The sequence below is a fragment of the Flavobacterium sp. 103 genome (genome assembly GCF_003096795.1).
Taxonomy (GTDB): domain Bacteria; phylum Bacteroidota; class Bacteroidia; order Flavobacteriales; family Flavobacteriaceae; genus Flavobacterium.
Genome location: NZ_QENX01000001.1, coordinates 1,642,773 through 1,666,448, shown reverse-complemented (window position 1 = coordinate 1,666,448; position 23,676 = coordinate 1,642,773). Strand labels below are relative to the sequence as shown.

The 23,676-nt window shown below is 37.0% G+C and carries 13 protein-coding genes; 10 read left to right on the top strand and 3 right to left on the bottom strand.

The features are described 5' to 3' along the window. Positions 1 to 2: 2 nt before the first annotated feature. From C8C85_RS06845 to C8C85_RS06805, 9 genes are all read left to right on the top strand, one after another. Positions 3 to 2,429 (top strand): glycoside hydrolase family 2 TIM barrel-domain containing protein, encoded by a 2,427-nt coding sequence (locus C8C85_RS06845; RefSeq protein WP_410501043.1) that lies wholly within the window; start codon positions 3 to 5, stop codon positions 2,427 to 2,429. 71 nt (positions 2,430 to 2,500) lie between these two features. Beyond that, positions 2,501 to 4,900: an alpha-xylosidase gene (locus tag C8C85_RS06840; protein ID WP_116796401.1), complete on the top strand. Its 2,400-nt coding sequence runs from the start codon at positions 2,501 to 2,503 to the stop codon at positions 4,898 to 4,900. A 92-nt stretch (positions 4,901 to 4,992) separates the two neighbouring features. Further along, positions 4,993 to 6,999, top strand: a complete 2,007-nt coding sequence (locus C8C85_RS06835) for a glycoside hydrolase family 97 protein (protein WP_116796400.1) — start codon at positions 4,993 to 4,995, stop codon at positions 6,997 to 6,999. Between the two features lie 192 nt (positions 7,000 to 7,191). Beyond that, positions 7,192 to 9,357, top strand: coding sequence for a glycoside hydrolase family 3 C-terminal domain-containing protein (locus C8C85_RS06830; protein WP_116796399.1), 2,166 nt, complete (start codon positions 7,192 to 7,194; stop codon positions 9,355 to 9,357). Positions 9,358 to 9,363: 6 nt separating this feature from the next. Next, positions 9,364 to 10,956: a GH39 family glycosyl hydrolase gene (locus tag C8C85_RS06825; protein ID WP_116796398.1), complete on the top strand. Its 1,593-nt coding sequence runs from the start codon at positions 9,364 to 9,366 to the stop codon at positions 10,954 to 10,956. A gap of 32 nt (positions 10,957 to 10,988) precedes the next feature. Beyond that, positions 10,989 to 13,223 carry a glycoside hydrolase family 3 C-terminal domain-containing protein gene (locus tag C8C85_RS06820; protein WP_116796397.1) on the top strand — a complete coding sequence of 745 codons (2,235 nt, stop codon included), beginning with the start codon at positions 10,989 to 10,991 and terminating at the stop codon, positions 13,221 to 13,223. 96 nt (positions 13,224 to 13,319) lie between these two features. Then, positions 13,320 to 14,822, top strand: a complete 1,503-nt coding sequence (locus C8C85_RS06815; RefSeq protein ID WP_116796396.1) for a glycoside hydrolase family 5 protein — start codon at positions 13,320 to 13,322, stop codon at positions 14,820 to 14,822. A gap of 110 nt (positions 14,823 to 14,932) precedes the next feature. Continuing rightward, positions 14,933 to 16,882: a sialate O-acetylesterase gene (locus C8C85_RS06810; protein WP_116796395.1), complete on the top strand. Its 1,950-nt coding sequence runs from the start codon at positions 14,933 to 14,935 to the stop codon at positions 16,880 to 16,882. A gap of 162 nt (positions 16,883 to 17,044) precedes the next feature. After that, entirely contained in the window at positions 17,045 to 19,453 is a 2,409-nt protein-coding gene (locus tag C8C85_RS06805) for a glycosyl hydrolase family 95 catalytic domain-containing protein (protein WP_116796394.1), read from the top strand. Positions 19,454 to 19,622: 169 nt separating this feature from the next. Here C8C85_RS06805 and C8C85_RS06800 read toward each other — a convergent pair whose 3' ends face one another. From C8C85_RS06800 to C8C85_RS06790, 3 genes are all read right to left on the bottom strand, one after another. After that, the gene (locus tag C8C85_RS06800; protein ID WP_116796393.1) at positions 19,623 to 20,603 is read right to left on the bottom strand and encodes a Gfo/Idh/MocA family protein; all 981 of its coding nucleotides are present in this window, start codon (positions 20,601 to 20,603) and stop codon (positions 19,623 to 19,625) included. 10 nt (positions 20,604 to 20,613) lie between these two features. Beyond that, positions 20,614 to 21,330: a DsbA family protein gene (locus C8C85_RS06795; protein WP_116796392.1), complete on the bottom strand. Its 717-nt coding sequence runs from the start codon at positions 21,328 to 21,330 to the stop codon at positions 20,614 to 20,616. Between the two features lie 106 nt (positions 21,331 to 21,436). Further along, positions 21,437 to 21,865 (bottom strand): ArsR/SmtB family transcription factor, encoded by a 429-nt coding sequence (locus tag C8C85_RS06790; RefSeq protein WP_165818102.1) that lies wholly within the window; start codon positions 21,863 to 21,865, stop codon positions 21,437 to 21,439. Positions 21,866 to 22,196: 331 nt separating this feature from the next. Here C8C85_RS06790 and C8C85_RS06785 point away from each other — a divergent pair, with 331 nt between their 5' ends. Further along, the gene (locus tag C8C85_RS06785; RefSeq protein WP_116796390.1) at positions 22,197 to 23,465 is read left to right on the top strand and encodes a tetratricopeptide repeat protein; all 1,269 of its coding nucleotides are present in this window, start codon (positions 22,197 to 22,199) and stop codon (positions 23,463 to 23,465) included. The last annotated feature ends 211 nt before the right edge of the window (positions 23,466 to 23,676 follow it).

The following is a 23,676-nucleotide window of genomic DNA, read 5'->3' as shown; positions in this document are numbered from 1 at the left end:
TGATGTCCTATACTGGAAAAGAAAAGGAAACAATTTCCAATTCCAGGAAAGTGGCATTCAATTCAGGTTGGAATTTTCATTTGAACGACAGTATAAAAGATAAAGATACAATCAACAGCTCTACTACTTGGAGAACATTAAACTTGCCACATGATTGGAGTATCGAAGGAAAATTTGATGAAAAAAGCCCTGCTGGTTATGGCGGAGGTGCTCTTAACGGAGGCTTAGGATGGTACAAAAAAACATTTAAGATTGCTCTTGAAAATAAAGAAAAAATTACATCAATAGTTTTTGATGGTGTTTACAGAAACAGCCAAGTCTGGATCAACGGACATTATCTTGGCAAACGCCCAAATGGGTATATTGGTTTTCAATATGACCTTTCTCCTTATTTAAACTACGGAGATAAAAACAATGAAATTATTGTCAAAGTTGACAATTCAAAACAACCTAACTCTCGTTGGTATTCCGGTTCAGGGATATTTAGAAACGTATGGTTGGAAACAACAGATAAATTATATGTTGAACAATGGGGAACTTATATTACTACCCCAAAAGTGACTTCGAAAGGTGCTTCGGTACATTTTGAAACTACAATCAAAAATCAATATGCAGCTTCTAAAAGCGCAACCATTCTAACTACAATTTTCAAAAACGACACTAAAGTAACTTCAGTTACCCAAAATATTACAATTGCTGCAAACGCAAATCAAGTTCTAAGTCAAGATATCCTTGTTAACAATCCCGTTTTATGGTCTGATGAAAAACCGGAACTATACACTTCGGTTACAACAATTAGTGTTGGCAACAAGATTATTGATGAATACAAAACCAATTTCGGAATCAGAAGTTTCAAATTTGATCTTAATAAAGGATTTATTTTAAATGGAAAACAGGTCAAAATCAAAGGGGTTTGTATGCACCACGATTTAGGCCCGTTGGGATCAGCTATCAACACCAGAGCCATCGAACGCCAATTGGAAATTCTAAAGGGAATGGGCGTAAATGGTATTAGAACTTCTCACAATCCACCTGCTCCAGAGCTTTTGGATCTTTGCGACAAAATGGGTTTCATCGTTATGGACGAAGCATTTGATATGTGGAAAAAAGCCAAAACCAAATACGATTACAGTCAATATTGGGAGCAATGGCATGCCAAAGATTTACAGGATCAGATCCTTAGAGACCGCAATCATCCCAGCATTTTTATGTGGAGTATCGGAAACGAAATTCCAGAACAATGGAGTGATGAAGGCGTTGTAATTGCCAAAGAATTGTCAGCAATTGTAAAAAAACTGGACACCACACGTTTGGTTACAGCTGCAATGAATCCTGCCGTTAATATGAATATTGATGATGTAACGTTACAATTTGAAAAGTCTAAAACGGATTTCAATAAATTAGCTACTTCGGGAGCTTTGGACATTATAGGCTACAATTATGCCCATCAAACTTTTGAACATCATCAAAAAAACTTTCCAAACACCCCGTTTATTGCGACCGAAACCACTTCGGCTTTAGAAACACGAGGATATTATGATAATGTTTCGGATGTCGTTAAAGAATGGCCGGTAAGATGGGATCTTAAATTCACGGATGGGAACCCAGGCAATACAGTATCTGCTTACGATCAAGTTCAGGCACCTTGGGGTTCTACGCACGAAGCGACTTGGAAAGTGATGAAAAAACACGATTTCCTTGCAGGAATGTACATCTGGACTGGTTTCGATTATATTGGTGAACCAACTCCTTATGAATGGCCATCTATCAGTTCGTATTTTGGAATTGTGGATTTGGCTGGTTTCCCAAAAGACGTTTATTATATGTACCAAAGCGAATGGACTGGTAAAACGGTTCTTCACATTTTTCCACATTGGAACTGGAAGGAAGGTCAAACTGTAGACGTTTGGGCATACTATAATAATGCTGATGAGGTGGAGCTTTTCCTTAACGGAAAATCATTGGGTACCAAAAAGAAAGAAGGAGACGATTTGCACATTATGTGGCGCGTACCTTTTCAGGCAGGAACCTTGAAAGCAATTTCCCGTAAGAACGGAAAAACAGTTCTAGAAACCGAAATCAAAACAGCAGGGGTAGCATCAAATTTAAAGTTATCTGCAGACAGAGCAACCATAAAAGCCGATGGAAATGATTTGTCTTTTGTAACGGTTGGTATTACAGATGCAAATGGTGTGCTTTCGCCAAATGCCAATAATGAGATTCACTTTTCTTTGAAAGGAAACGGAAAAATTGTAGGTGTTTGTAGCGGAGATCCAGTAAGTCACGAATCGTACAAAGGAACTTCACATACAGCCCTTAACGGAAAATGCCTAGTTATAATTCAGGCAGGAGATAAAGCAGAAAAACTGGAATTGACAGCCAGTGCAAATGGTTTGAAAAGCAGTAAAATAATAATTACAACTAAATAAATATTTAACCAAACTAACCCTGACAGGGTTCTAAACCCTGTCAGGGTTAACGTTTTGAAAACTAACAAAAAATGAAAAAACGACAACTAATACCACTATCCTTATTTATGGTATTTGGACTTTTTGTAACTCCAAAAGGATTTGCTCAAATTCAAAATGCCGATGTTTTGAATGCACCGATAGACATCAGTAAGGATTTTCAGAATTATCTAAACACCTTTTATTTTGCTGATGAACTTGCAAGTTTCGATCCAGCAACTGGAAAAGGAACCATAAAATATTTGCGTTACAATTATCAAACGCGTCAGGCTTTCAACAATATGATGATGAAACCGGGTGTAGTTCCTTCCAATGAATTTCCAACGACGGAGTATGCAGCCTCACCTGAATTGCCTTTCCAAATTCAGTTTGTATCGGATCGTTCCATTCGTATAAAAACGACTTCTGGACCACAATTTCATCCAGAAGCTACGTCTTTAATGTTAGTTGATGGAGTCGCTCCAAACCACCCGGAATTATGGAAATCTTCTAAAATCGAAGGCGGTTATAAATACACGAGCAAACACGGTTCTGTTGAGATTTTGTCAAAACCGTGGCACATAAAAATTTATGACGAAAAAGGAAAGCTGCTAACGAGTACGCTTCATGATTCTGATTTTAAAAACACCTACACACCAACACTTCCATTCTCGTTTGTTCGTAGAAACAGCGATTATTCCAGAAGTATGGGAGCGGCTTTCAGCTTAGAACCAGACGAAAAAATATTTGGGTGTGGAGAATCATTTACCCAATTCAACAAACGCGGACAAAAAGTGGTTTTATGGACGGATGATGCCAATGGTATTCAAAACGAAACTATGTACAAACCAGTTCCATTTTATATGAGTAGCCGTGGTTACGGGGTTTTTATGCACCATTCAACGCCAATTACTTGTGATTTTGGTAAGTATTTTGGAAGTGCCAATGAAATGTACATTGGTGATGATGAAGCCGATTTGTTTTTCTTCATTGGAGAACCAAAAGAGATATTGGATGAATATACAAACCTTACCGGAAAAGCTGCAATGCCACCACTTTGGTCATTTGGTTTCTGGATGAGCCGTATCACTTATTTCTCTGAAAAAGAAGGACGTCAAGTTGCTAAAGATTTGCGTGCCTACAAAATCCCAACCGATGTAATTCACTTTGATACTGGTTGGTTTGATGTAGACTGGAGAAACAATTACGAATTTTCTAAAGATCGTTTCCCGGATGCAGTAAAAATGATGTCGGATATGAAAGATGACGGTTTCCATGTATGTTTATGGCAATTACCTTATTTCTCTCCAAAAAACACACTGTTCAATGAGATCATGGACAAAAATTTAGCGGTAAGAGATCGCAAAGGAAATCTTCCTTACGAAGATGCAGTATTGGATTTTTCGAATCCTGAAACTGTGACTTGGTATCAGGCCAAATTGAAACATTTGTTTGACCAAGGAGTTTCTGTTTTCAAAGTAGATTTTGGAGAAGCTGCGCCACCAGATGGAATCTACCATTCTGGACGCACTGGTTTCTATGAGCACAATTTATACCCATTGCGTTATAACAAAGCGGTTGCCGAAATTACTCAAAAAGAAAAAGGATATACTTTAATCTGGGCAAGAAGCACTTGGGCAGGAAGTCAACGTTACCCTTTACATTGGGGCGGTGATGCCGAAACAAGTAATGGAGCAATGTCAGCCGAATTAAGAGGTGGACTTTCATTAGGATTAAGTGGATTCAGTTTCTGGAGTCATGACGTAGGAGGATTTGCAACAAAATCTCCTGAGAATTTATACAGAAGATGGGCACCATTCGGAATGTTTACTTCACACGTAAGAAGCCATGGAGAGCCTCCGCGCGAGCCTTGGTTATACAGCAAAGACTTCTTGGAAGGATTTAGAAACGCTGATAATATGCGTTACGAATTAATGCCTTACATCTATGCGCAAGCCAAAGAAAGTTCTCAAAAAGGATTACCAATGATGCGTGCTTTATTCCTAGAATATCCAAACGATCCAGGAGCTTGGTTGGTAGACAATGAATACTTATTTGGATCAAGTATGTTAGTGGCTCCTTTATTCGAAGAGGTAACAGAAAGAGACGTTTATCTTCCAGAAGGAACTTGGATTGACTATCAAACCAAAAAAGTATACCAAGGTGGATGGCATAAAATCAAAGCCGGCGATATTCCAATCATAGTTTTGGTTAGAGACGGTTCAGCGATTCCTCATATTGGATTAGCACAATCTACAAAAGATATGGACTGGAGTAAATTAACTTTAAAAGTATATGCTACAGATGCAACCACAACTGCAACTGCCAAAGTATTCTTGCCAGGAACTGACACAGTACAAACGATTACGGTTTCTAAAAAAGGAACCAATTTTGAACCGACTTCAAATCCATTGACTGGAAAAACCACTTTCAAAACGGAGTGGATAAAATAAATATGTTGAGTTAGGTTAGTTTTTTAATCGGGGTTTTAGAAATGTCTAAACCCCGATTAATTAAAATGAAGCAAGCCATAAAATAAATTACAATGATAAAGAAATTAATACTTCCCGCTCTATTACTATCCATAAGTATAGGTAATGCTCAAGGCAAAAAATCAAAGTCCTATGAATTGGCTTCTCCCGAAGGGAAAAACAAAATTCAATTTCAGTTGGTAGACAGCACACCAAAATATGCAGTTTCCCACGGAAAAACCGAAGTGATTACACCATCGGATATGGGATTTTTGCTAAAAAACAATGAAAATTTTAGTTCTAATTTCGAAATTACGGACGTAAAAAATTCAACTTTCGACGAAACTTGGGAACAGGTTTGGGGTGAAAAGAAAAACATTAGAAACCATTACAATCAGTTAGTGGTTCAATTGCAGCAAAAAGACAAGAACAAACGCAAACTTGAAATTCAATTCCGTGCCTATGATGACGGAATTGCTTTTAGATATGTATATCCAAAACAAGAAACAAAGGATAGTATTTTCATTATGGATGAAAAAACGACTTTCAATCTGAAAGAGGATGGAAAAGCATGGTGGATTCCTGCTAACAGAGAAAATCGTGATGAATATTTGTTTAAAGATGCACCAGTAAGTACTCTTGACACAGTTTTGACACCGCTTACTATCGAGAGCAAAAGCGGATTGGCATTGAGTTTTCACGAAGCCAATTTGGTGGATTTTGCCAGTATGACTCTGGTAAATACAACGGGTACACAACTTAAATCTGATTTGGTGCCTTGGGCTGATGGTGTAAAAGTTCGTGTAAAAGATACGTTTACTTCTTCTTGGAGAACGCTACAAATTGCTGAAAAACCTACAGATTTGATTACGTCTTATTTGATTCTGAATCTGAACGAACCCAATAAATTAGGTAAAATAAGTTATTTTAAGCCTTATAAATATTTCGGAATCTGGTGGGGAATGCATATTGGGAAATACACATTTTGGGAAAGCGACAAACAAGGAGCTACAACAGAGCATGCCAAACAATATATTGATTTTACCGCCAAAGAAGGATTTCATCATTTGCTAATCGAAGGTTGGAACAAAGGCTGGACACCGGCTTGGTACGAAAATAAAATGCACATGTTTAGTTTTACAAAAAGTGCCGATAATTTCGACTTGGAACAAGTAGTGGAGTACGGTAAGAAAAACGACGTGGCACTTATTGGGTACCATGAAACCGGTTCGAATTTGATTAATTATCTGAAAGAAATTGACGATGCTTTTGCTTTATACAAAAAACTCGGAATGCATTCGGTTAAGATCGGTCACGTAGGTTCTAAATTAAACATGAAAGAAAATCACTTCGGACAATTTGGAGTGAATTATTTCAGATATATTCTAGAAAAAGCGGCACAATATGATTTAGCCGTTTTGTATCATGAGTCCATAAAAGACACAGGAGAACGCCGTACGTATCCAAATATGGTTTCAAGAGAAGCAGCAAGAGGACAAGAATACAACGCTTGGAGCGAGGGAAATCCGCCAAACCACTTAACAATTATTCCGTTTACCAGATTGCTTTCAGGACCAATGGATTTCACACCGGGAATTTTTGATGTGGAGGTAAAACAAGGTTATCCAGGGAAAAGGGTTCACGGGACAACAGCGCAACAATTGGCATTATACGTAACCATTTATGCTCCAATTCAAATGATGGCCGATCTTCCTGAAAATTATGAAGGAAAACCAGCGCTACAATTTTTAAAAGACGTTCCAACTGATTGGGAAACTACCAAAGTCTTAAATGGAGAAATCGGACAATACATTACCACAGCTCGTAAAGACAGGAATAGTGAAAATTGGTATTTGGGAAGTATCACCAATGAAAACGCAAGAGATTTAGCTATTCCATTGACGTTTTTAGATTCCAAAGCGACTTACGAAGCTCAGATTTATGCGGATGCCGAAGGTACAGATGAAACACACAATCCATCAGCGGTTGCGATTTCTAAAAAAACCGTTAAAGCTTCTGATGTATTGAAATTGCATTTAGGTGGAGCTGGTGGAACTGCCATCCGATTCAAAAAATTATAAATTAAAAACACCCTCTTATTTTCTCAGTAGAATGAGAGGGTTTATAAAATAATTTGGGCGTGCCCCGAGGGTCGGGCTATTCGTTGCAATCTTTTTTTATCCCGCAAAAAGGCGGGACAAAAAAAGGATTTCCACTGCTATCCCTCACGCAACCAATCGTTTGTTATCAAATTTTTTTTGACCAAAGAATTAATGAAAAATTATTTACCAGTTATTCTTCTTCTCTTGTTTGCTGTGCCAGTTTTGGCGCAAAAAAAGCAGCAATACCCTTTTCAGAATCCGAGTTTGGATGTTGAAAAGCGCATTGATAATCTATTGTCATTAATGACTTTGGAGGAAAAAGTAGCGGTGTTAAGCACGAATCCTTCTGTTCCCAGATTAGGAGTTGTGGGAACAGGCCACGTCGAGGGATTACACGGTTTGGCTTTGGGAGGACCGGCAAAATGGGGAGGAAAAGGCAAAGAACCAATTACCACCACCACTTTTCCACAGGCCTATGGTTTGGGCGAAACTTGGGATGTCGATTTGATTCAGAAAGTGGCTCAGGTGGAAGGTTATGAAGCACGTTTTGCTTTTCAGAAATACCATCGAGGAGGTTTGGTAATTCGGGCTCCAAATGCCGATATCGCCAGAGACCCACGTTGGGGACGCACCGAAGAAAGTTACGGAGAAGACGCTTTTTTTAACGGAACGATGACTGTCGCTTTTGTAAAAGGACTTCAGGGAAACAATCCAAAATATTGGCAATCGGCTTCGTTGATGAAACACTTTTTGGCGAACAGCAATGAAGATGGCAGAACCTACACTTCATCTGATTTTGATGAACGTCTTTGGAGAGAATATTATTCCGTTCCTTTTAGAATGGGTGTTGTTGAAGGTGGTTCACGTGCCTATATGGCGGCTTACAATAAAGTAAATGGAATCCCGGCAATGGTGCACCCGATGTTGAAAGATATCACTCAAAAAGAGTGGGGACAAAACGGAATTATTTGTACCGATGGTGGTGCTTTCAAGTTGTTGCTTTCGGATCATAAATATTATACCGATTCATATCTCGGAGCTGCAGCAGCTGTAAAAGCAGGGATCAACCAGTTTTTGGATGATTATAAAGAAGGTGTTGACGGCGCAATTGCTAAAGGATATTTAACCGAGAAAGATATAGACCAAGTCATCAGAGGTGATTTTCGGGTAATGATAAAACTGGGAATGTTGGATGTGACAGATGCTAATCCGTATGCGAAAATTGGAACTGGAAAAGACACAATCGACCCTTGGAAATCTGATGCTCACAAGAGGTTAGCATTGGAAGCAACCTTGAAATCAATTGTTTTATTAAAGAATGATCCAGCCAAACAGTTGTTGCCTTTGCAAAAAGAAAAACTAAAAACCATTGCCGTAATTGGTCTTCGCGCCGATGAGGTGCTTTTGGATTGGTACAGTGGAACTCCTCCTTATGTGGTAACACCTTTACAGGGAATCAAAAATAAATTGGGCGCGAATGTTGAAGTTGTATATGCCAAAAACAATGCGGACGGAAAAGCAGCCACTATCGCCAAAAAAGCAGATGTAGTTATTGTAATCGTCGGGAATCATCCGGTTTGCAATGCCGGTTGGAACGATTGTCCAGTTCCAAGCGAAGGCAAAGAATCCGTTGACCGCCAGTCTTTGACATTGGAACAAGAAGATTTAATCAAAATTGCGTATCAGGCCAATCCTAAAACGGTGGTTGCCTTAATCAGCAGTTTTCCGTATGCGATTAATTGGACGCAGGAACATATTCCGGCGATTGTGCATATGACACAAAACAGTCAGGAATTGGGAACAGCTTTGGCCGATGTGTTATTTGGTGATTACAATCCTGCGGGAAGATTGACACAGACTTGGGTAAAAGACATCACGGATTTACCTGATTTATTGGATTACAACATCCGCAACGGAAGAACCTATATGTATTTTCAAGGGAAGCCGTTATATGCTTTTGGCCACGGATTGAGTTATACGATTTTTAAATACAATTCGATAGCCACAAACAAGGAAACTTTAGAAAAAAATAAAGAGATAACGGTTTCTGTTTCGGTTACCAATTCTGGAAAAAGAGAGGGAGAGGAAGTTGTGCAATTGTATGTTAAATCAATTGATTCAGCAATTCAACAACCGATAAAAGCATTGAAAGCTTTTCAAAGAGTAGCCTTAAAAGCAGGAGAAACCAAAACAATTGCCCTGACTTTAAAAGCTAAAAATTTAGAATATTGGAATGCCAACAAACAACAATTTGAACTCGAAAAAGGACAAATTGAAATACAGGTTGGAAGCGCTTCGGATGCAATTCTGCTGACCAAAAAAATAACTGTGAAATAATTTACAATGAAGAAATATTTATTAATACCAATTATTCTGTTATCACTAAGCAATGTGGCATTGTTTGGACAAGACACAAATGGGAAAAAATCAGTTGCTGCAGATCGAACTATAAAAGTTGATTATAACAAATCAGCCGGAGACATGAATGCCATGTTCAAAGAATGTATTGGAGCGGGAAGAGCCAACGAAGGATTGCGCGCCGATTGGCAACAGCAATTGGCAATGGTCAAAAAAGAATGCGATTTCAAGTACATTAGGATGCACGGTTTATTGACCGATGATATGGCTGTTTACAAAGAAGATAATAAAGGAAATCCTGAATACAATTACCAATATATTGATGCCTTGTATGATTTTCTTTTGAGTATAAAAATAAAACCTTTTGTAGAATTAGGATTTATGCCTTCGGCCTTAGCCAGCGGTACTCAAACCATTTTTTGGTGGAAAGGAAATGTAACTCCTCCAAAAGATTATAAAAAATGGGAAGACTTAATCCGTAATCTAACGCAGCATTTTACAGAACGCTATGGTGCCGATGAAGTGAAGACTTGGTATTTTGAGGTTTGGAACGAACCCAATCTGTCGCCAGGTTTTTGGACAGGAACTCAAGAGGAATATTTCAAATTATATGAGTATACGGCTAGAGCTATCAAAAGCGTAAATCCAGCTTATAAAGTGGGAGGTCCTGCAACTGCCGGAGCGGCTTGGGTACCGGAAACAATTGAATTTGCTACTAAAAACAATGTGCCTTTAGATTTTATCTCTACACACGCTTACGGAGTTGGTCAAGGTTTTTTAGATGAATTTGGAGGTTCTGGAACGGTTTTGAGTAAAGATGCATCGAGTGTGAGTGGAGAAGTAATTAATTCTCGCAAGCAAATTTCTAGTTCGGCTAAACCTAATCTGGAATTGCATTATACGGAATGGAGTTCATCATATACTCCTGCAGATCCAATTCACGATAGTTATCATTCTGCGGCCTATATTCTTCAAAAACTGAAACAAGTGGGCAATGCTGCAAACTCGATGTCGTATTGGGTTTTTACCGATATTTTTGAAGAGCCAGGTCCAAGATTTACTCCTTTTCACGGCGGTTTCGGATTGTTGAATACACAAGGAATTAAAAAGCCAGCCTATTTTTCGTATTCTTTTTTAAACAAATTGGGAGAAACAGAACTTCAAAATACGGACACATCTTCTTGGGTGACTAAAAATGCAAAAGGTAATGTACAAGTTTTGTTTTGGGATTTTACCTATACTTTGCCGGATGCTACAAATAATCAGCAATATTATATAAAAGATTTACCATCAAAACCAAAAGGGTCTGTGAAAATTGAAGTTGCGGGGCTCCAAAAAGGTAACTATAAGTTAGAAATTTACAAAGTGGGTTACAAAGTGAATGACGTTTTTACCGATTATTTGGGAATGAATAAACCAAATCAGTTGACCAAACAACAAGTAAATACACTTAAAGAAAAAAATAATGGAGATCCAATTTCAACCGAAACTGTAACAATTGATGCGAATGGAATATATAAAAAGGATTTCAAGATTAATGAAAACGATGTGCTGTTGCTGAATTTTGTAAAGCAATAGTTTAGAAAAATAAGACCAAAAAATACCTAGTTATGAAAAATCAAATAATAAAATTATCCTTTTTTTCAATGTTATTGGTTACAGGATACAATGCGAATTCACAAACGGTTAAAAACATAAAAACCAAAGAATCTACTGTGGCAAAATCCATAACTTCAAAATACGATGCCGAAATCGACAAACTGATTTCAAAAATGACATTGGAAGAAAAAATTGGGATGCTGCACGGTAACAGTATGTTTGCTAATGGAGGTGTAAAACGTTTAGGTATTCCAGAATTAAAAATGGCCGATGGACCATTAGGGGTTCGTGAAGAAATTTCTCGTGATAGTTGGGCTCCGGCGGGACTAACCAATGATTTTGCGACTTATTATCCGGCAGCTGGAGCATTGGCTGCTACTTGGAATCCTTTGTTAGGGTACACTTTTGGTAATAGTGTAGGACAGGAATTGCGTGCTAGAGATAAAGACATGTTGCTTTCGCCGGCAATCAATATCGTACGTACGCCACTTGGAGGAAGAACGTATGAGTATATGACGGAAGACCCATTTTTGAACAAAAAAATGGCGGTACAAATGGTTATTGGTTTACAGGATAACGATGTTATGGCTTGTGTAAAACACTTTGCGGCGAATAACCAAGAAACCAATCGTGATTTTATTGATGTTCAAATGGACGAGCGTACCCTACGTGAAATTTACTTGCCAGCATTTGAAGCTGCTGTAAAAGAAGGTAAGGCGTATAGTATAATGGGAGCCTATAACAAGTTTAGAGGTGAATATTTATGTGAAAATGATTATATGCTGAATAAAGTTTTGCGTGATGAATGGGGTTTCAAAGGAGTCGTTGTTTCTGATTGGGCTGCGGTACATTCGACAGTAAAATCCCTAAACAGCGGATTGGATATTGAAATGGGAACGCCTACAACAAAGTTCAATGAATTTTTCTTAGCCGATAGACTAATAACTGCCGTTAAGGCTGGAGAAATTTCAGAAGCCGAAATTAACAAACACGTAAAAAGAATATTAGGAGTCTTATTCCAAGTAAAAGCAATGGGCGGTAAAGACCGTGTTAAAGGCAGCATTGCTACCGAAGCACATTACCAAGATGCCTATAAAATTGCAACAGAATCAGTGGTTTTGTTGAAAAACGATAACAACGCATTGCCTTTGAAACTAGATGGTGTGAAATCTATTGCAATAATTGGAAATAATGCAACGAAGAAAAATGCCTTGGGCGGTTTTGGTGCAGGTGTAAAAACCAAAAGGGAGGTTACACCTTTGGGCGCATTGAAAAGTAAATTACCAAGCTCAATCAAAATCAACTATGCTGAAGGCTATTTAGAGCGTTATGAAGAAAAAAAGGTTGGTAAATTAGGAGATATTACCATGAATGGCCCTGTAACCATCGATCAATTGGACCCTGCTAAATTTGAGGAAGCTATCGAAGCTGCCAAAAATTCTGATGTTGCCATTGTTTTTGCAGGTTCCAACCGTGATTATGAAACAGAAGCTTCGGACCGTAGAAGTCTAAAGTTGCCATTTGGACAAGAAGAATTGATTCAAAAAGTATTGGCAGTAAACCCAAGAACTATTGTGGTTATGGTTGCTGGAGCGCCTTTTGATATTGAAGCAATAAAAAATAAAACAAATGCTTTGGTTTGGAGCTGGTTCAATGGGTCTGAAGGAGGAAATGCATTGGTTGATGTGTTGTTAGGAAAAATTAATCCGTCTGGTAAATTACCTTGGACAATGCCAAAAAATATTATGGATTCACCAGCACACGCTACAAACAGCTTCCCTGGTGGAAAAACTGTTGACTATGCCGAAGGGATTTTGGTTGGATACCGTTGGTTTGATACCAAAAAAATCGAACCTCTTTATCCATTTGGGTACGGATTGTCATACACCACTTTTGCTTTTGATAATGCTAAAACAGATAAAAAAGAATACGCAGCTGATGAAACAATTTCAGTTTCAGTAACAGTTAAAAACACTGGAAAAGTAGATGGTAAAGAAGTTGTTCAATTGTACGCTTCTAAATCGGATTCTAAAATTGAACGTGCTGCACAAGAATTAAAAGGATTCCAAAAAGTATTGGTTAAAACCGGAAATTCTGAAACAATAACAATTAAAGTTCCTGTAAAAGAATTGGCATATTACAATGTAGAAACTAAGAAGTGGACTGTAGAACCAGGTAATTACACTTTGAAATTAGGAAGTTCTTCTCGTGATATCAAAAAAGAAGTAACCGTAACCATTAAGTAGTATTCGCATTCCTTATAATTTGAATTCAGGACCTGGGGTGGATTTCAGTGTTGATTCTGGATTAAATAACTAATCATAAAACCAAAAACAGCGAAAATGAAAAAAACAATAAACAATCGATTATTTAGCATCCTTTTATGTATTGCTTTTCTAGGCATTTGGGCTTGTAGCTCCGATTCAGGTACAAAAGAAAAACCGGCAGCAATAACGCTTACCTCAGATACCAGTAAAATTGATTTTCAAACTAAAGGGAATGCAGCTGCGGTAAAAGTAACCACTAATGCGACCGCTTGGACAGTGACTACTTCAGATGCTTCTTGGATACAGTTGAGTCAGCTTACAGGGGGAACAGGTACAACAACATTTAATATAACAGCATCGGAGAATACGACTACTGCAACAAGAACCGCGATAATTACTATCAGTTCCAATCAAGCTGCATCTGTCCAAATTGCTGTTTCTCAGGTTGGGGTTGCTCCAGTTACGACTTTGTATCCAAGTTATAATACTAATCCGATCGCTGCTGATGCTACTGGTATGTCTAGTAATGCTGTGGAGCTTGCCGCCAAAATCACACTGGGTTGGAATATTGGGAATACACTAGAAGCTACCGGTGGTGAAACCGCTTGGGGTAATCCAAAAGTTACCAAAGCATTGATTGATTTGGTTAAAGCAAATGGTTTTAATGCGATTCGAATTCCATGTTCTTGGAATCAGAATGCTAATGCTACAACAGCACAGATCAATGCAACTTGGTTAGCTAGAGTAAAAGAAGTAGTTCAGTATTGTATAGACAATGATATGTACGTCATCGTTAATATTCACTGGGATGGCGGATGGCTTGAAAATAATTGTACCGATGCCAAAAAAATAGAAAATAACGCCAAACAAAAAGCTTTTTGGGAACAAATAGCGACTCAGTTGCGCGGTTTTGACGAACATTTGCTTTTTGCAAGTGCCAATGAACCTAACGTTGACAATGCAACTCAAATGGCAGTTTTAACATCCTATCACCAAACATTTATTGATGCGGTTCGTTCTACAGGAGGAAAAAATGCAAATCGTACACTAATCGTTCAGGGACCATCTACGGATATTGAAAAAACAAATAAATTAATGTTGACTTTGCCTACCGATAATGTTGCCAATCGTATGATGGTTGAAGTACATTATTATACACCATATCAATTTTGTCTTATGGATAAAGATGCTGATTGGGGCAAAATGTTCTACTATTGGGGAGCAAATTATCATTCAACAACTGATACAGCTCGAAATGCCACTTGGGGTGAAGAAGCAGATTTGGATAAATTTTTCGTATCTATGAAAACCCAATTTGTAAGTAAAGGTGTTCCTGTAATTTTAGGAGAGTTTGGAGCGATTAGACGTGATTTAACTGGTGATGACTTGACTTTACATCTCAATTCAAGAGCGTATTACTTAAAATATGTTGTAAAACAAGCTAAGGCTAATGGTCTAATTCCGTTTTATTGGGATGCGGGCAATATGGGAGTAAATACTATGTCTTTATTTAATAGAACTAATAATACGGTTTATGATCAGCAAGCATTAACTGCTTTACAGGATGGATTGAAGTAACTTCGGAGTTGCTAAGTTGCTGGGATTCTAAGATGCTAAGTTTTATTAAAACTCAGTATCTTAGAGTCTTAGTAGTTTATAGCCTTTTTTAAAAATAAAAAAATAAAAAAATGAAAAAAAGTATTGTATTTCTTTTTTTAATGGCAGGTATGTTGGCAAACGCCAATGTTCGAATGCCTTTGTTGTTTTCTGACGGAATGGTGTTGCAACGCAATAAAATAATTCCTGTTTGGGGTTGGGCAGACGCCAATGAAAAAGTTGAAGTTCGCTTTAATAAGCAAATCAAAACTGTTCAAGCTGATAAAGATGGGAAGTGGACGATTGGCTTAAATGCAGAAAAAGCAGGCGGACCTTTTGAATTAACCATCACTGGAAAAAACAAAATTGTAATAAAAGATGTTTTGGTTGGCGAAGTCTGGATTTGCAGCGGGCAATCGAATATGGAATTTCAAATGTATAAAACGATGAATTCCGAAAAGGAAATCAACGATTCCAATTACCCGATCATTCGTCACTTTGGTGTTGCCCAGGATTTGAATGGCGCTCCAAAAGAAGATTTAAAAGCTGGGAAATGGGCGGTTTGCAATAAAGATAATGTAAAAGATTTTACAGCTGTAGGTTACTTTTTCGCCAAAAAATTATATGCCGAATTAAAAATCCCAATCGGGATTATCAATACTTCTTGGGGGGGAACTTGTGTAGAAACATGGACTAGCCGAGAAGCATTTGAAAAAAGTGATGACTTCAAGGATATGATTGCCAGTGTGCCATCGGTAAATATGGATGCAATTCTTGAAACTTACAAAAAATCGCTTTTGGATAATATCAAAAAAATTCAAGGGTTTGAAGTGACTTTGGACAATGAGAATCAGTTTACAGCATTGAGTTTTAATGATGCCAACTGGCCAGAAATAAAACTGCCTTCTCTTTGGGAAAACCAGCAAATCGGCAATATTGATGGTATAGTTTGGATGCGAAAAACAATTGTTTTATCGGCGGAGCAAGCCAAAAAAGAAGCTGTTTTGTATTTGTCCAAAGTGGACGATGAAGATGTAACTTATGTAAACGGTATTCAAGTTGGAACCAACAACATTTGGGAAACCAAAAGAGTGTACAAAATTCCTAGTGGCGTTTTGAAAGAAGGAGCGAATGTAATTGCAGTTCGCATTTCCGATTATACAGGCGGTGGCGGAATTTATGGTGATCCAGCCGATTTGAAAATTGATTTTAAAGATTCTAATATAATGCTTCAAGGACTTTGGAAGTTTAATGTAGTGCAGGTAAAAGTAGCTTTGGCACCCAATAGTTACCCTTCATTATTGTACAATGCAATGGTGAATCCATTAATTCCGTATGCCTTTCAAGGGGTTTTATGGTATCAGGGCGAGGCCAATGTTTGGCGAGCTAATCAATACAAAAAAGCATTTCCGTTGATGATAACTGATTGGAGAACCAAATGGAATCAGGGAAATTTCCCTTTCTATTTTGTGCAATTATCAACCTTTGATGAATTTGGAGGAAACAGTACAAAAGGAAGCCGTTGGGCTGAACTTCGCGAAGCACAAACTGAAACCTTGAAAGTGCCAAACACAGGAATGGTAGTAACTACTGATATTGGAAATGCAAAAGACATTCACCCAACAAACAAACAAGATGTTGCAAAACGTTTAGCAGCTATTGCGCTGAACGATGTTTATGGTAAAAAACAAGTTTGCAGCGGTCCAATGTACAAAGCAATGGAAATTAAAGGAAATCAGGTTACATTAAGTTTTGCATCCATCGGAAGTGGATTGTCAACTCCTGATAATTCAGTAAACGTGAAAGGTTTTGAAGTTGCAGGTGCCGATAAAGTTTTTTACCCTGCCAAAGCTACTATTAAAGACAACAAAGTAATTGTTTCTAGCGAAGCGGTTCCAAATCCAATTTCCGTTCATTACGGCTGGGCCGATGATGATACTGAAATCAATCTTTTCAATAAAGAAAAATTCCCTGCATCACCTTTCAGAACCGATGATTGGGAAATGATTACGGCAAACGAAAAATATAGTATTAGTAAGTAATTATAAGGGCGTGACCACATTTACAAAAGGCGCTATTCAGCAAACCGCTTATTGTGCGCCTTTCGTAAATGCGGTCGGGCTATCCGCACTACTTCGGTAGTTTGCTGTTATCCCTCACGCATGTGAAGTGCAAATAAGATCTTTCATATAAATAAGTAATACATGAAATCAAATCTTTTAAAAAAACTGTTTCTAGTTTTCATCTGTTTGTCTTTCGGCGGAAAAGTTGTTGCACAATCCAATCATATTCTATGGTACAACCAACCGGCCGATTATTTTGAAGAAAGCTTGGTTTTGGGAAATGGAAAAATGGGAGCGACGGTTTTTGGAGGTGTCAATACGGAAAAAATTTATTTGAACGACATCACGCTTTGGTCGGGAGAGCCCGTAAATGCCAATATGAATCCTGAAGCTTACAAAAATATTCCCGCCATTCGCGAAGCATTAAAAAAGGAGGATTATAAATTGGCCGACGAATTAAACAAAAAGATTCAAGGCAAGAATTCCGAATCGTATGCGCCATTGGGAACTATGGAAATTAATAATTTTCACGAAGGAAAAGTTTCTAACTATTACAGAGAACTGGATATTTCCAATGCAACTTCCAAAGTCAGTTACGAAATAGATGGCGTAAAATATACCCGCGAATACTTTGTTTCGGCTCCGGACCAAATTATGATTATCAAATTGACCAGCAGTAAAAAAGGAGCTTTGAATTTTGATATTCATTCGAACAGTTTATTGAATTCGAATTCAGAAGTAAAGGACAAAGTTCTAGCAATGAATGGCACTGCGCCAATTCATGAAAACCCAAAATATACAGTTCCGCTCCCTTTTTTGACAGGAAAAGAAAGAGGGACACGATTTACAAATTTGATAAAAATAAAAAATACCGATGGGTCAATTGTAAGTTCAGCCAATAGTTTGGGTTTAAAAGATGGAACAGAAGCCATAATTTATGTTTCGATTGCAACCAGTTTTAATGGTTTTGACAAAAATCCTGCTACCGAAGGTCTAAACGACAAAGCAATTGCATTAGAAAATCTAAACAAAGCATTTGCAAAGCCATTCGAAAATATAAAACAATCACATATTGCTGATTATCAAAAATTCTATAATCGGGTTAGTTTAAATTTAGGAAAAACAACTGCGCCAGATTTGCCAACAGACGAACGTTTATTGCGATACGCCGATGGGAAGGAAGATAAAAATTTGGAAACATTATATTTTCAGTACGGACGTTATTTGCTGATAAGCAGTTCCAGAACCAAAGGTGTTCCTGCTAATTTGCAAGGGCTTTGGAACCCACATCTAAACCCTCCATGGAGTTGTAATTACACAATGAATATCAATTTGGAAGAGAATTATTGGCTTGCCGAAAGCACCAATCTTTCCGAAATGCATATGCCTCTTTTGAGTTTTATAAAAAATCTTTCAGTGACGGGTAAAGTGACCGCCAAGACTTTTTATGGAATAAATGAAGGTTGGGCCGCTGCACATAATTCAGATATTTGGGCTATGACAAATCCAGTTGGAGTTTTTGGAAACGAAGATCCTGTGTGGGCTTGTTGGAATACAGCAGGAGCTTGGCTTAGTACGCACATTTGGGAGCATTATGTTTTTAGTCAAGATAAAAACTATCTAAAAAATGAAGGGTATCCGATTATGAAAGGAGCTTCTGAGTTTTTTTTGCAATGGATGGTTACGGACAAAAACGGAAGCTTAATCACTGCGCCATCAACTTCTCCGGAAAACAAATACAAGACCCCAGATGGTTTTATAGGCGCAACATTGTACGGAGGAACGGCAGATTTGGCTATGATACGCGAGTGTTTTGATAAAACCATTAAAGCCTCTAAAGTTTTAAATGTTGATGCCGAATTCAGGGCAAAACTTGAAACGGCGCTTTCCAAATTCTATCCTTATAAAATAGGAAAGAATGGAAACCTTCAGGAATGGTACTATGATTGGAGTGATGAAGACCCTAAACACCGTCATCAGTCGCATTTATTCGGTCTTTTTCCGGGCGATCACATCACACCAGAAAAAACACCTGATTTAGCCAAAGCTTCGAGACAAACTTTAGAAATAAAAGGAGACGAGACTACAGGTTGGTCAAAAGGATGGCGTATTAATCTTTGGGCAAGACTTTGGGACGGTAATCGGGCTTACAAAATGTTCCGGGAACTGCTTCGTTATGTAGATCCCGACGGAAAGAAAACGGAAAAACCAAGAAGAGGTGGAGGTACGTACCCTAATTTGTTCGATGCCCATCCACCATTTCAAATTGATGGTAATTTTGGAGGAGCCGCAGCCGTTGCCGAAATGCTGGTCCAGTCCAATGAAAACGAAATTCGATTACTACCAGCCTTACCCGATGCTTGGGAAAGCGGATCTGTAAAAGGAATTTGTGCCCGAGGAGGTTTTGAAATCTCAATGAAATGGGAAGCCAAAAAGCTAAAGACAGTTTCAGTTTTTTCTAAAGTTGGCGGAAAAACAACGCTCATCAGTGGAGACAAAAAGAAAGATGTTGCTTTGAAAGAAGGACAGAAATTCGAAATAGTTTGGTAAAAAAGAGTCACACGGATCTATTTGTGATGCAGCTCAAAAAAATAAAAACGTAGATTTGCTTCGCCAGTTCGCTATCACTCTGGTCACAAATTAACACAGATTGAAATTTAGCCTAATTTCATTATACAATTTGTGAAAATTTGTGAAATTTGTGTTTAACTATTTAATATCAGTTTCCAATGATTTGATCCATCACCCAGCTGGTATGTGCAGCTGTAAATCCGTTGGATGGATGTTTTTGATTTCCTAGCAGCTGTTCCCGCATTTGTTCTACATGATATAACTGAATGTTTTCCGGATGTTCAATGATGTGTGTTGATTCTCCTTCTTCCGTTTTAAGAATTAATGGTTCATTTTCGAAAACAGAGAAAGTGATTTTACCTTTACTACCGTAAATTTCAACTACATCTTCCCGTTCAAATGTGCCAAAATTCCAACTTCCGCTACCGGTAATTCCAGATTCGTGAAGCCAGTTGGCGGAGGCCGCATCTTTGGAAGTGTACAACCCTTGTTGATTGAGACTAATTCCATGAACTTCTTTTATGGTTCCAAAATAATGAATAAACAAATCGAGTCCGTGGCTAGCCAAATCGTCAAAATAGCCGCCAGTTGCGATTTTTATATCGGTTCGCCAATTGTATTCGCCGGAACGATCTAAGTCGCTTGTGGGTTTGCTCAAATGCCAGCGAATGTGTCTTACTTCGCCAATAGTTTTCGAATCAATCCATTTTTTGATTTGCTCGAATCTTGGTAGTGTTCGTCTATAATAAGCAACAAACAACGGAACGTTTTTAGTTTCAAAAGCATCGGCAATGTCCAAACAATCTTGGTAATTGGGCGCTAAAGGTTTTTCGATACAGCAAGGTTTTCCGGCCTCAGCTACTTTTAATCCATAAAATTTATGGGTATCGGGAGGCGTGGCAATATATACAGCATCAACTTCAGGATCATTAATCAGTTCGTCGGCGTTTGTGTAATATTTGTTTATTCCATGTCTTTTGGCGTAATCTGCGGCTTTTTCAGCATCTCTGCGCATCACTGCTGATATAGTAAAATCGGCTGTTTTTTGATAGGCAGGCCCACTTTTTACTTCCGTGACATTTCCGCAGCCAATGATACCCCAACGGATTGTTTTCGTAATTTCACTCATATTTATTGTATTATTCACAACCGTCAATTCCGCAACTGTTTTCGTCAGTGGTATTTTGGAGTTTTAATTTGGTATCAAAATTTCCTTCTTCCCAAGATTTTTCCAATGTTTTCAAAAACACCTCAGTTGCTTGGGCTCCAGATATAGCATATTTATTATCAAATACAAAGAAGGGAACACCCGTTACACCAATCGATTGAGCCTCCTCTTGGTCTTGTCTCACTTCATTGGCATAAAGGTCAGTGTTTAATACGTTTTCAATTGCTTCCTTTTCTAATCCTACTTCGAGACCCAAAGATTCTAAAGTTTTCAAATCATTTACATCTTTACCATCTGTTAAGTAGGCTTTGAATAAAAGTTCTTCCAATTCATTGGATAAATTATGTTTTTTGGCCAAATGCAACAAACGATGTGCATTTAATGAATTAGCTAAAATGGCTTTTTCAAAACGAAAATCCAATCCTGATTTTTTAGCATTTTCAGTCATGTTATCTATCATTGTTTGTGCCCAATCGCTATTTTTTCTGTATTTTTCTGCCAAATGATCTACAATGCTTTCATTTGGTGTTGCTACAAAACTCGGATCCAATTGAAAACTTTTCCATTCAATTGCAACGGAATTTTTATTTTCAAATTGGTTTAGAGCTTCCTCTATTTTTCTTTTCCCTATATAGCAAAACGGACACATTACATCCGACCAGATTTGTATTTTTAATTGATTTTCCATATTTATTTTTTTCTGCGTAGGCAAAGGTTTTAAAATGCAAAATTATGAAATTGGATATTGAAGCTTTTGCATTTAGGATTTTATTGTGAATTGATTAAGTGTCATGCTAATCAGTTTTGTTTTTTTTATTTGGAAATTGATAATTGTATTGTTTCAAATTCAATTTTTTTTCATTTTTCATTTTAGGGATAACAGTACTATATAATGGTTCTGTTTTATTTGAGATTGCTCTGTTGGATAGGTAATTGGTCAAATATTTTTTAAGTATTTGTATTTTGTCTACTTCAATAGAATAAATGGTTTTCTTTCCTTCGTTTTTTACATTTAATAGGTTGGCTTTTTTTAATTCTAATAAATGCTTGGATATCGTTGATTGTGCCAATGGAATTAACGCTACAATTTCACCACAAGTTCTATTGTTTTTTTTCCATAGTAAAGTCATAATCTGCATGCGTGTTGGATGACCTAATGCTTTGCAGATTTCAGCTATCGCATTTGTTTCTGTATCGAAATCTAAGTGTTTAGTTGTTCCCATAAGCATCCATTAATTTATATCGTAATTTAGCGATTATATTTGATATGCAGTGTGTTGTATATGTTTTATTTGATTTAATTTTTCTGTTTATTTAATAATTTTATTCAAAATGTTTGGCCTTACTTTATAAAAACCAAATTATATTTTGGTATGAAAATTCAGGTATAAATACGTGTAAAGGAAAATTTTTTAATTGATAGCTTTGAAAATATCAAAAAAGTATTAAGATTTTAAAATAGCTCAATTAGGTTTTTTTAGGTGGTTTTAATCTTTTTTTTGATTTAGATAATGTCCCAACATTTACCTTTTTTATTAATTTAAACTACCATTTATGAAAAGTACTTTTAAAACCCTTTTTAGTTTGTTGTTGTTTATTCCATTGACTTATGCTCAAAAAAATCAAATTAAAGCTGCTCAAAAGGAATCAAAAGCTGGTAATTCGGAACAAGTAATTGCAATTTTATCTCCGGTGGAATATTTGATTAGCAACGCTTCAGATGAAGACAGAATTCATTTTTACTATATAAAAGGAACTGCTTTAATGGATTTGGCCAACAAAAACATTAATACTTCCAAAAATCTTTCGCAAGCTGTTATAGCATTTAATGATTTGATTGAAGTCGAGAAAGAATCAAACCAAAATAGGTATACTTCTGAGGCAATCGAATCACTTCATAAGATAAAAGAAGGGCTTGTAAATAGTGCTAATGAGGATTTAACAGTCGAAAATTTTACGGAATCTTCCAGTAAATTTTATCAAGCTTATTTAATAGATAAAAAAGATACGCTGCAATTGTATAATGCAGCAGTTAGTTTCAAAAATGCCCACGAAAATGATTTGGCGCTAAAATGTTACGAAGAATTAAAAGCGATTAAGTATTCAGGAAATATTGAGGTTTATATCGCTTACAGCAAAAGTAAATTGAAGGATGAGTATTTTGGGACTATAAAAGAGAGAAATACTCAAATTCAAAATGGAACCCATTTCAGACCTAGACAAGAATTTCAATCCAAAAGGGCCGAGATATATAAAAGTATTGCTATGATTTATGTCCAAAGTGGCTATAAAGAAAAAGCGATGAAAGCAATCTCACAGGCCCGAAATCTGGACAGTCAAGATTTGTCACTAGCCTTGGTTGAAGCCAATTTGTACTTGGAAACCAAAGATTATGATTATTTTGACAATCTAGTTTCAGTTATTATAGAATCAAATCCCAACAATGCACAATTGATGACTAATTTAGGTGTGAATTGCCAAAATGAACAATATTATGATGGTGCTGAATACTATTATAAAAAGGCTATAGAAATGAATCCTCAATACGCTGAGGCATATGTAAACCTTTCAGCGTTATTGGTGGAGAAAAGTATTAAAGTAGGAAACCAAATGAATGAATATTTGGGATCTTCAGACTCTGATAAAAAGACTTTTGGTGAATTGAAAACTGAGAAGGAACAAATTGTAAAAAGTGTGTTTAGAAATCTTCAAAAAGTAGTTAGTATTGATCCTTTCAATAGTAGTGTAAAACAATTAACGAATAGTATGAATGCGACAAACATTAATAATTCATCAAGAGGTGCTTTGGCATCTGGTGAATAAAGGATTTATAATATTGAAAAAAGGGTATAATAGTCAACTGGATTATATCAAAATAATAGCTAAAAATAGCTAGCAATAGTATAATGTTAAGTTTTGAGTTGAATTAGATTAGGGTAAAAAACCATCAATTATTACAATTGGTGGTTTTTTTTATGTCAAATAAAAAAGTCACTAACAGTAGTATTAGTGACTTAAAATATATTTTTTTTAA

Coding starts and splice junctions, on each gene's coding strand:
- C8C85_RS06845 (WP_410501043.1), top strand. CDS start 3: ATGTCCTATACTGGAAAAGAAAAGGAAACAATTTCCAATTCCAGGAAA.
- C8C85_RS06840 (WP_116796401.1), top strand. CDS start 2,501: ATGAAAAAACGACAACTAATACCACTATCCTTATTTATGGTATTTGGA.
- C8C85_RS06835 (WP_116796400.1), top strand. CDS start 4,993: ATGATAAAGAAATTAATACTTCCCGCTCTATTACTATCCATAAGTATA.
- C8C85_RS06830 (WP_116796399.1), top strand. CDS start 7,192: ATGAAAAATTATTTACCAGTTATTCTTCTTCTCTTGTTTGCTGTGCCA.
- C8C85_RS06825 (WP_116796398.1), top strand. CDS start 9,364: ATGAAGAAATATTTATTAATACCAATTATTCTGTTATCACTAAGCAAT.
- C8C85_RS06820 (WP_116796397.1), top strand. CDS start 10,989: ATGAAAAATCAAATAATAAAATTATCCTTTTTTTCAATGTTATTGGTT.
- C8C85_RS06815 (WP_116796396.1), top strand. CDS start 13,320: ATGAAAAAAACAATAAACAATCGATTATTTAGCATCCTTTTATGTATT.
- C8C85_RS06810 (WP_116796395.1), top strand. CDS start 14,933: ATGAAAAAAAGTATTGTATTTCTTTTTTTAATGGCAGGTATGTTGGCA.
- C8C85_RS06805 (WP_116796394.1), top strand. CDS start 17,045: ATGAAATCAAATCTTTTAAAAAAACTGTTTCTAGTTTTCATCTGTTTG.
- C8C85_RS06800 (WP_116796393.1), bottom strand. CDS start 20,603: ATGAGTGAAATTACGAAAACAATCCGTTGGGGTATCATTGGCTGCGGA.
- C8C85_RS06795 (WP_116796392.1), bottom strand. CDS start 21,330: ATGGAAAATCAATTAAAAATACAAATCTGGTCGGATGTAATGTGTCCG.
- C8C85_RS06790 (WP_165818102.1), bottom strand. CDS start 21,865: ATGGGAACAACTAAACACTTAGATTTCGATACAGAAACAAATGCGATA.
- C8C85_RS06785 (WP_116796390.1), top strand. CDS start 22,197: ATGAAAAGTACTTTTAAAACCCTTTTTAGTTTGTTGTTGTTTATTCCA.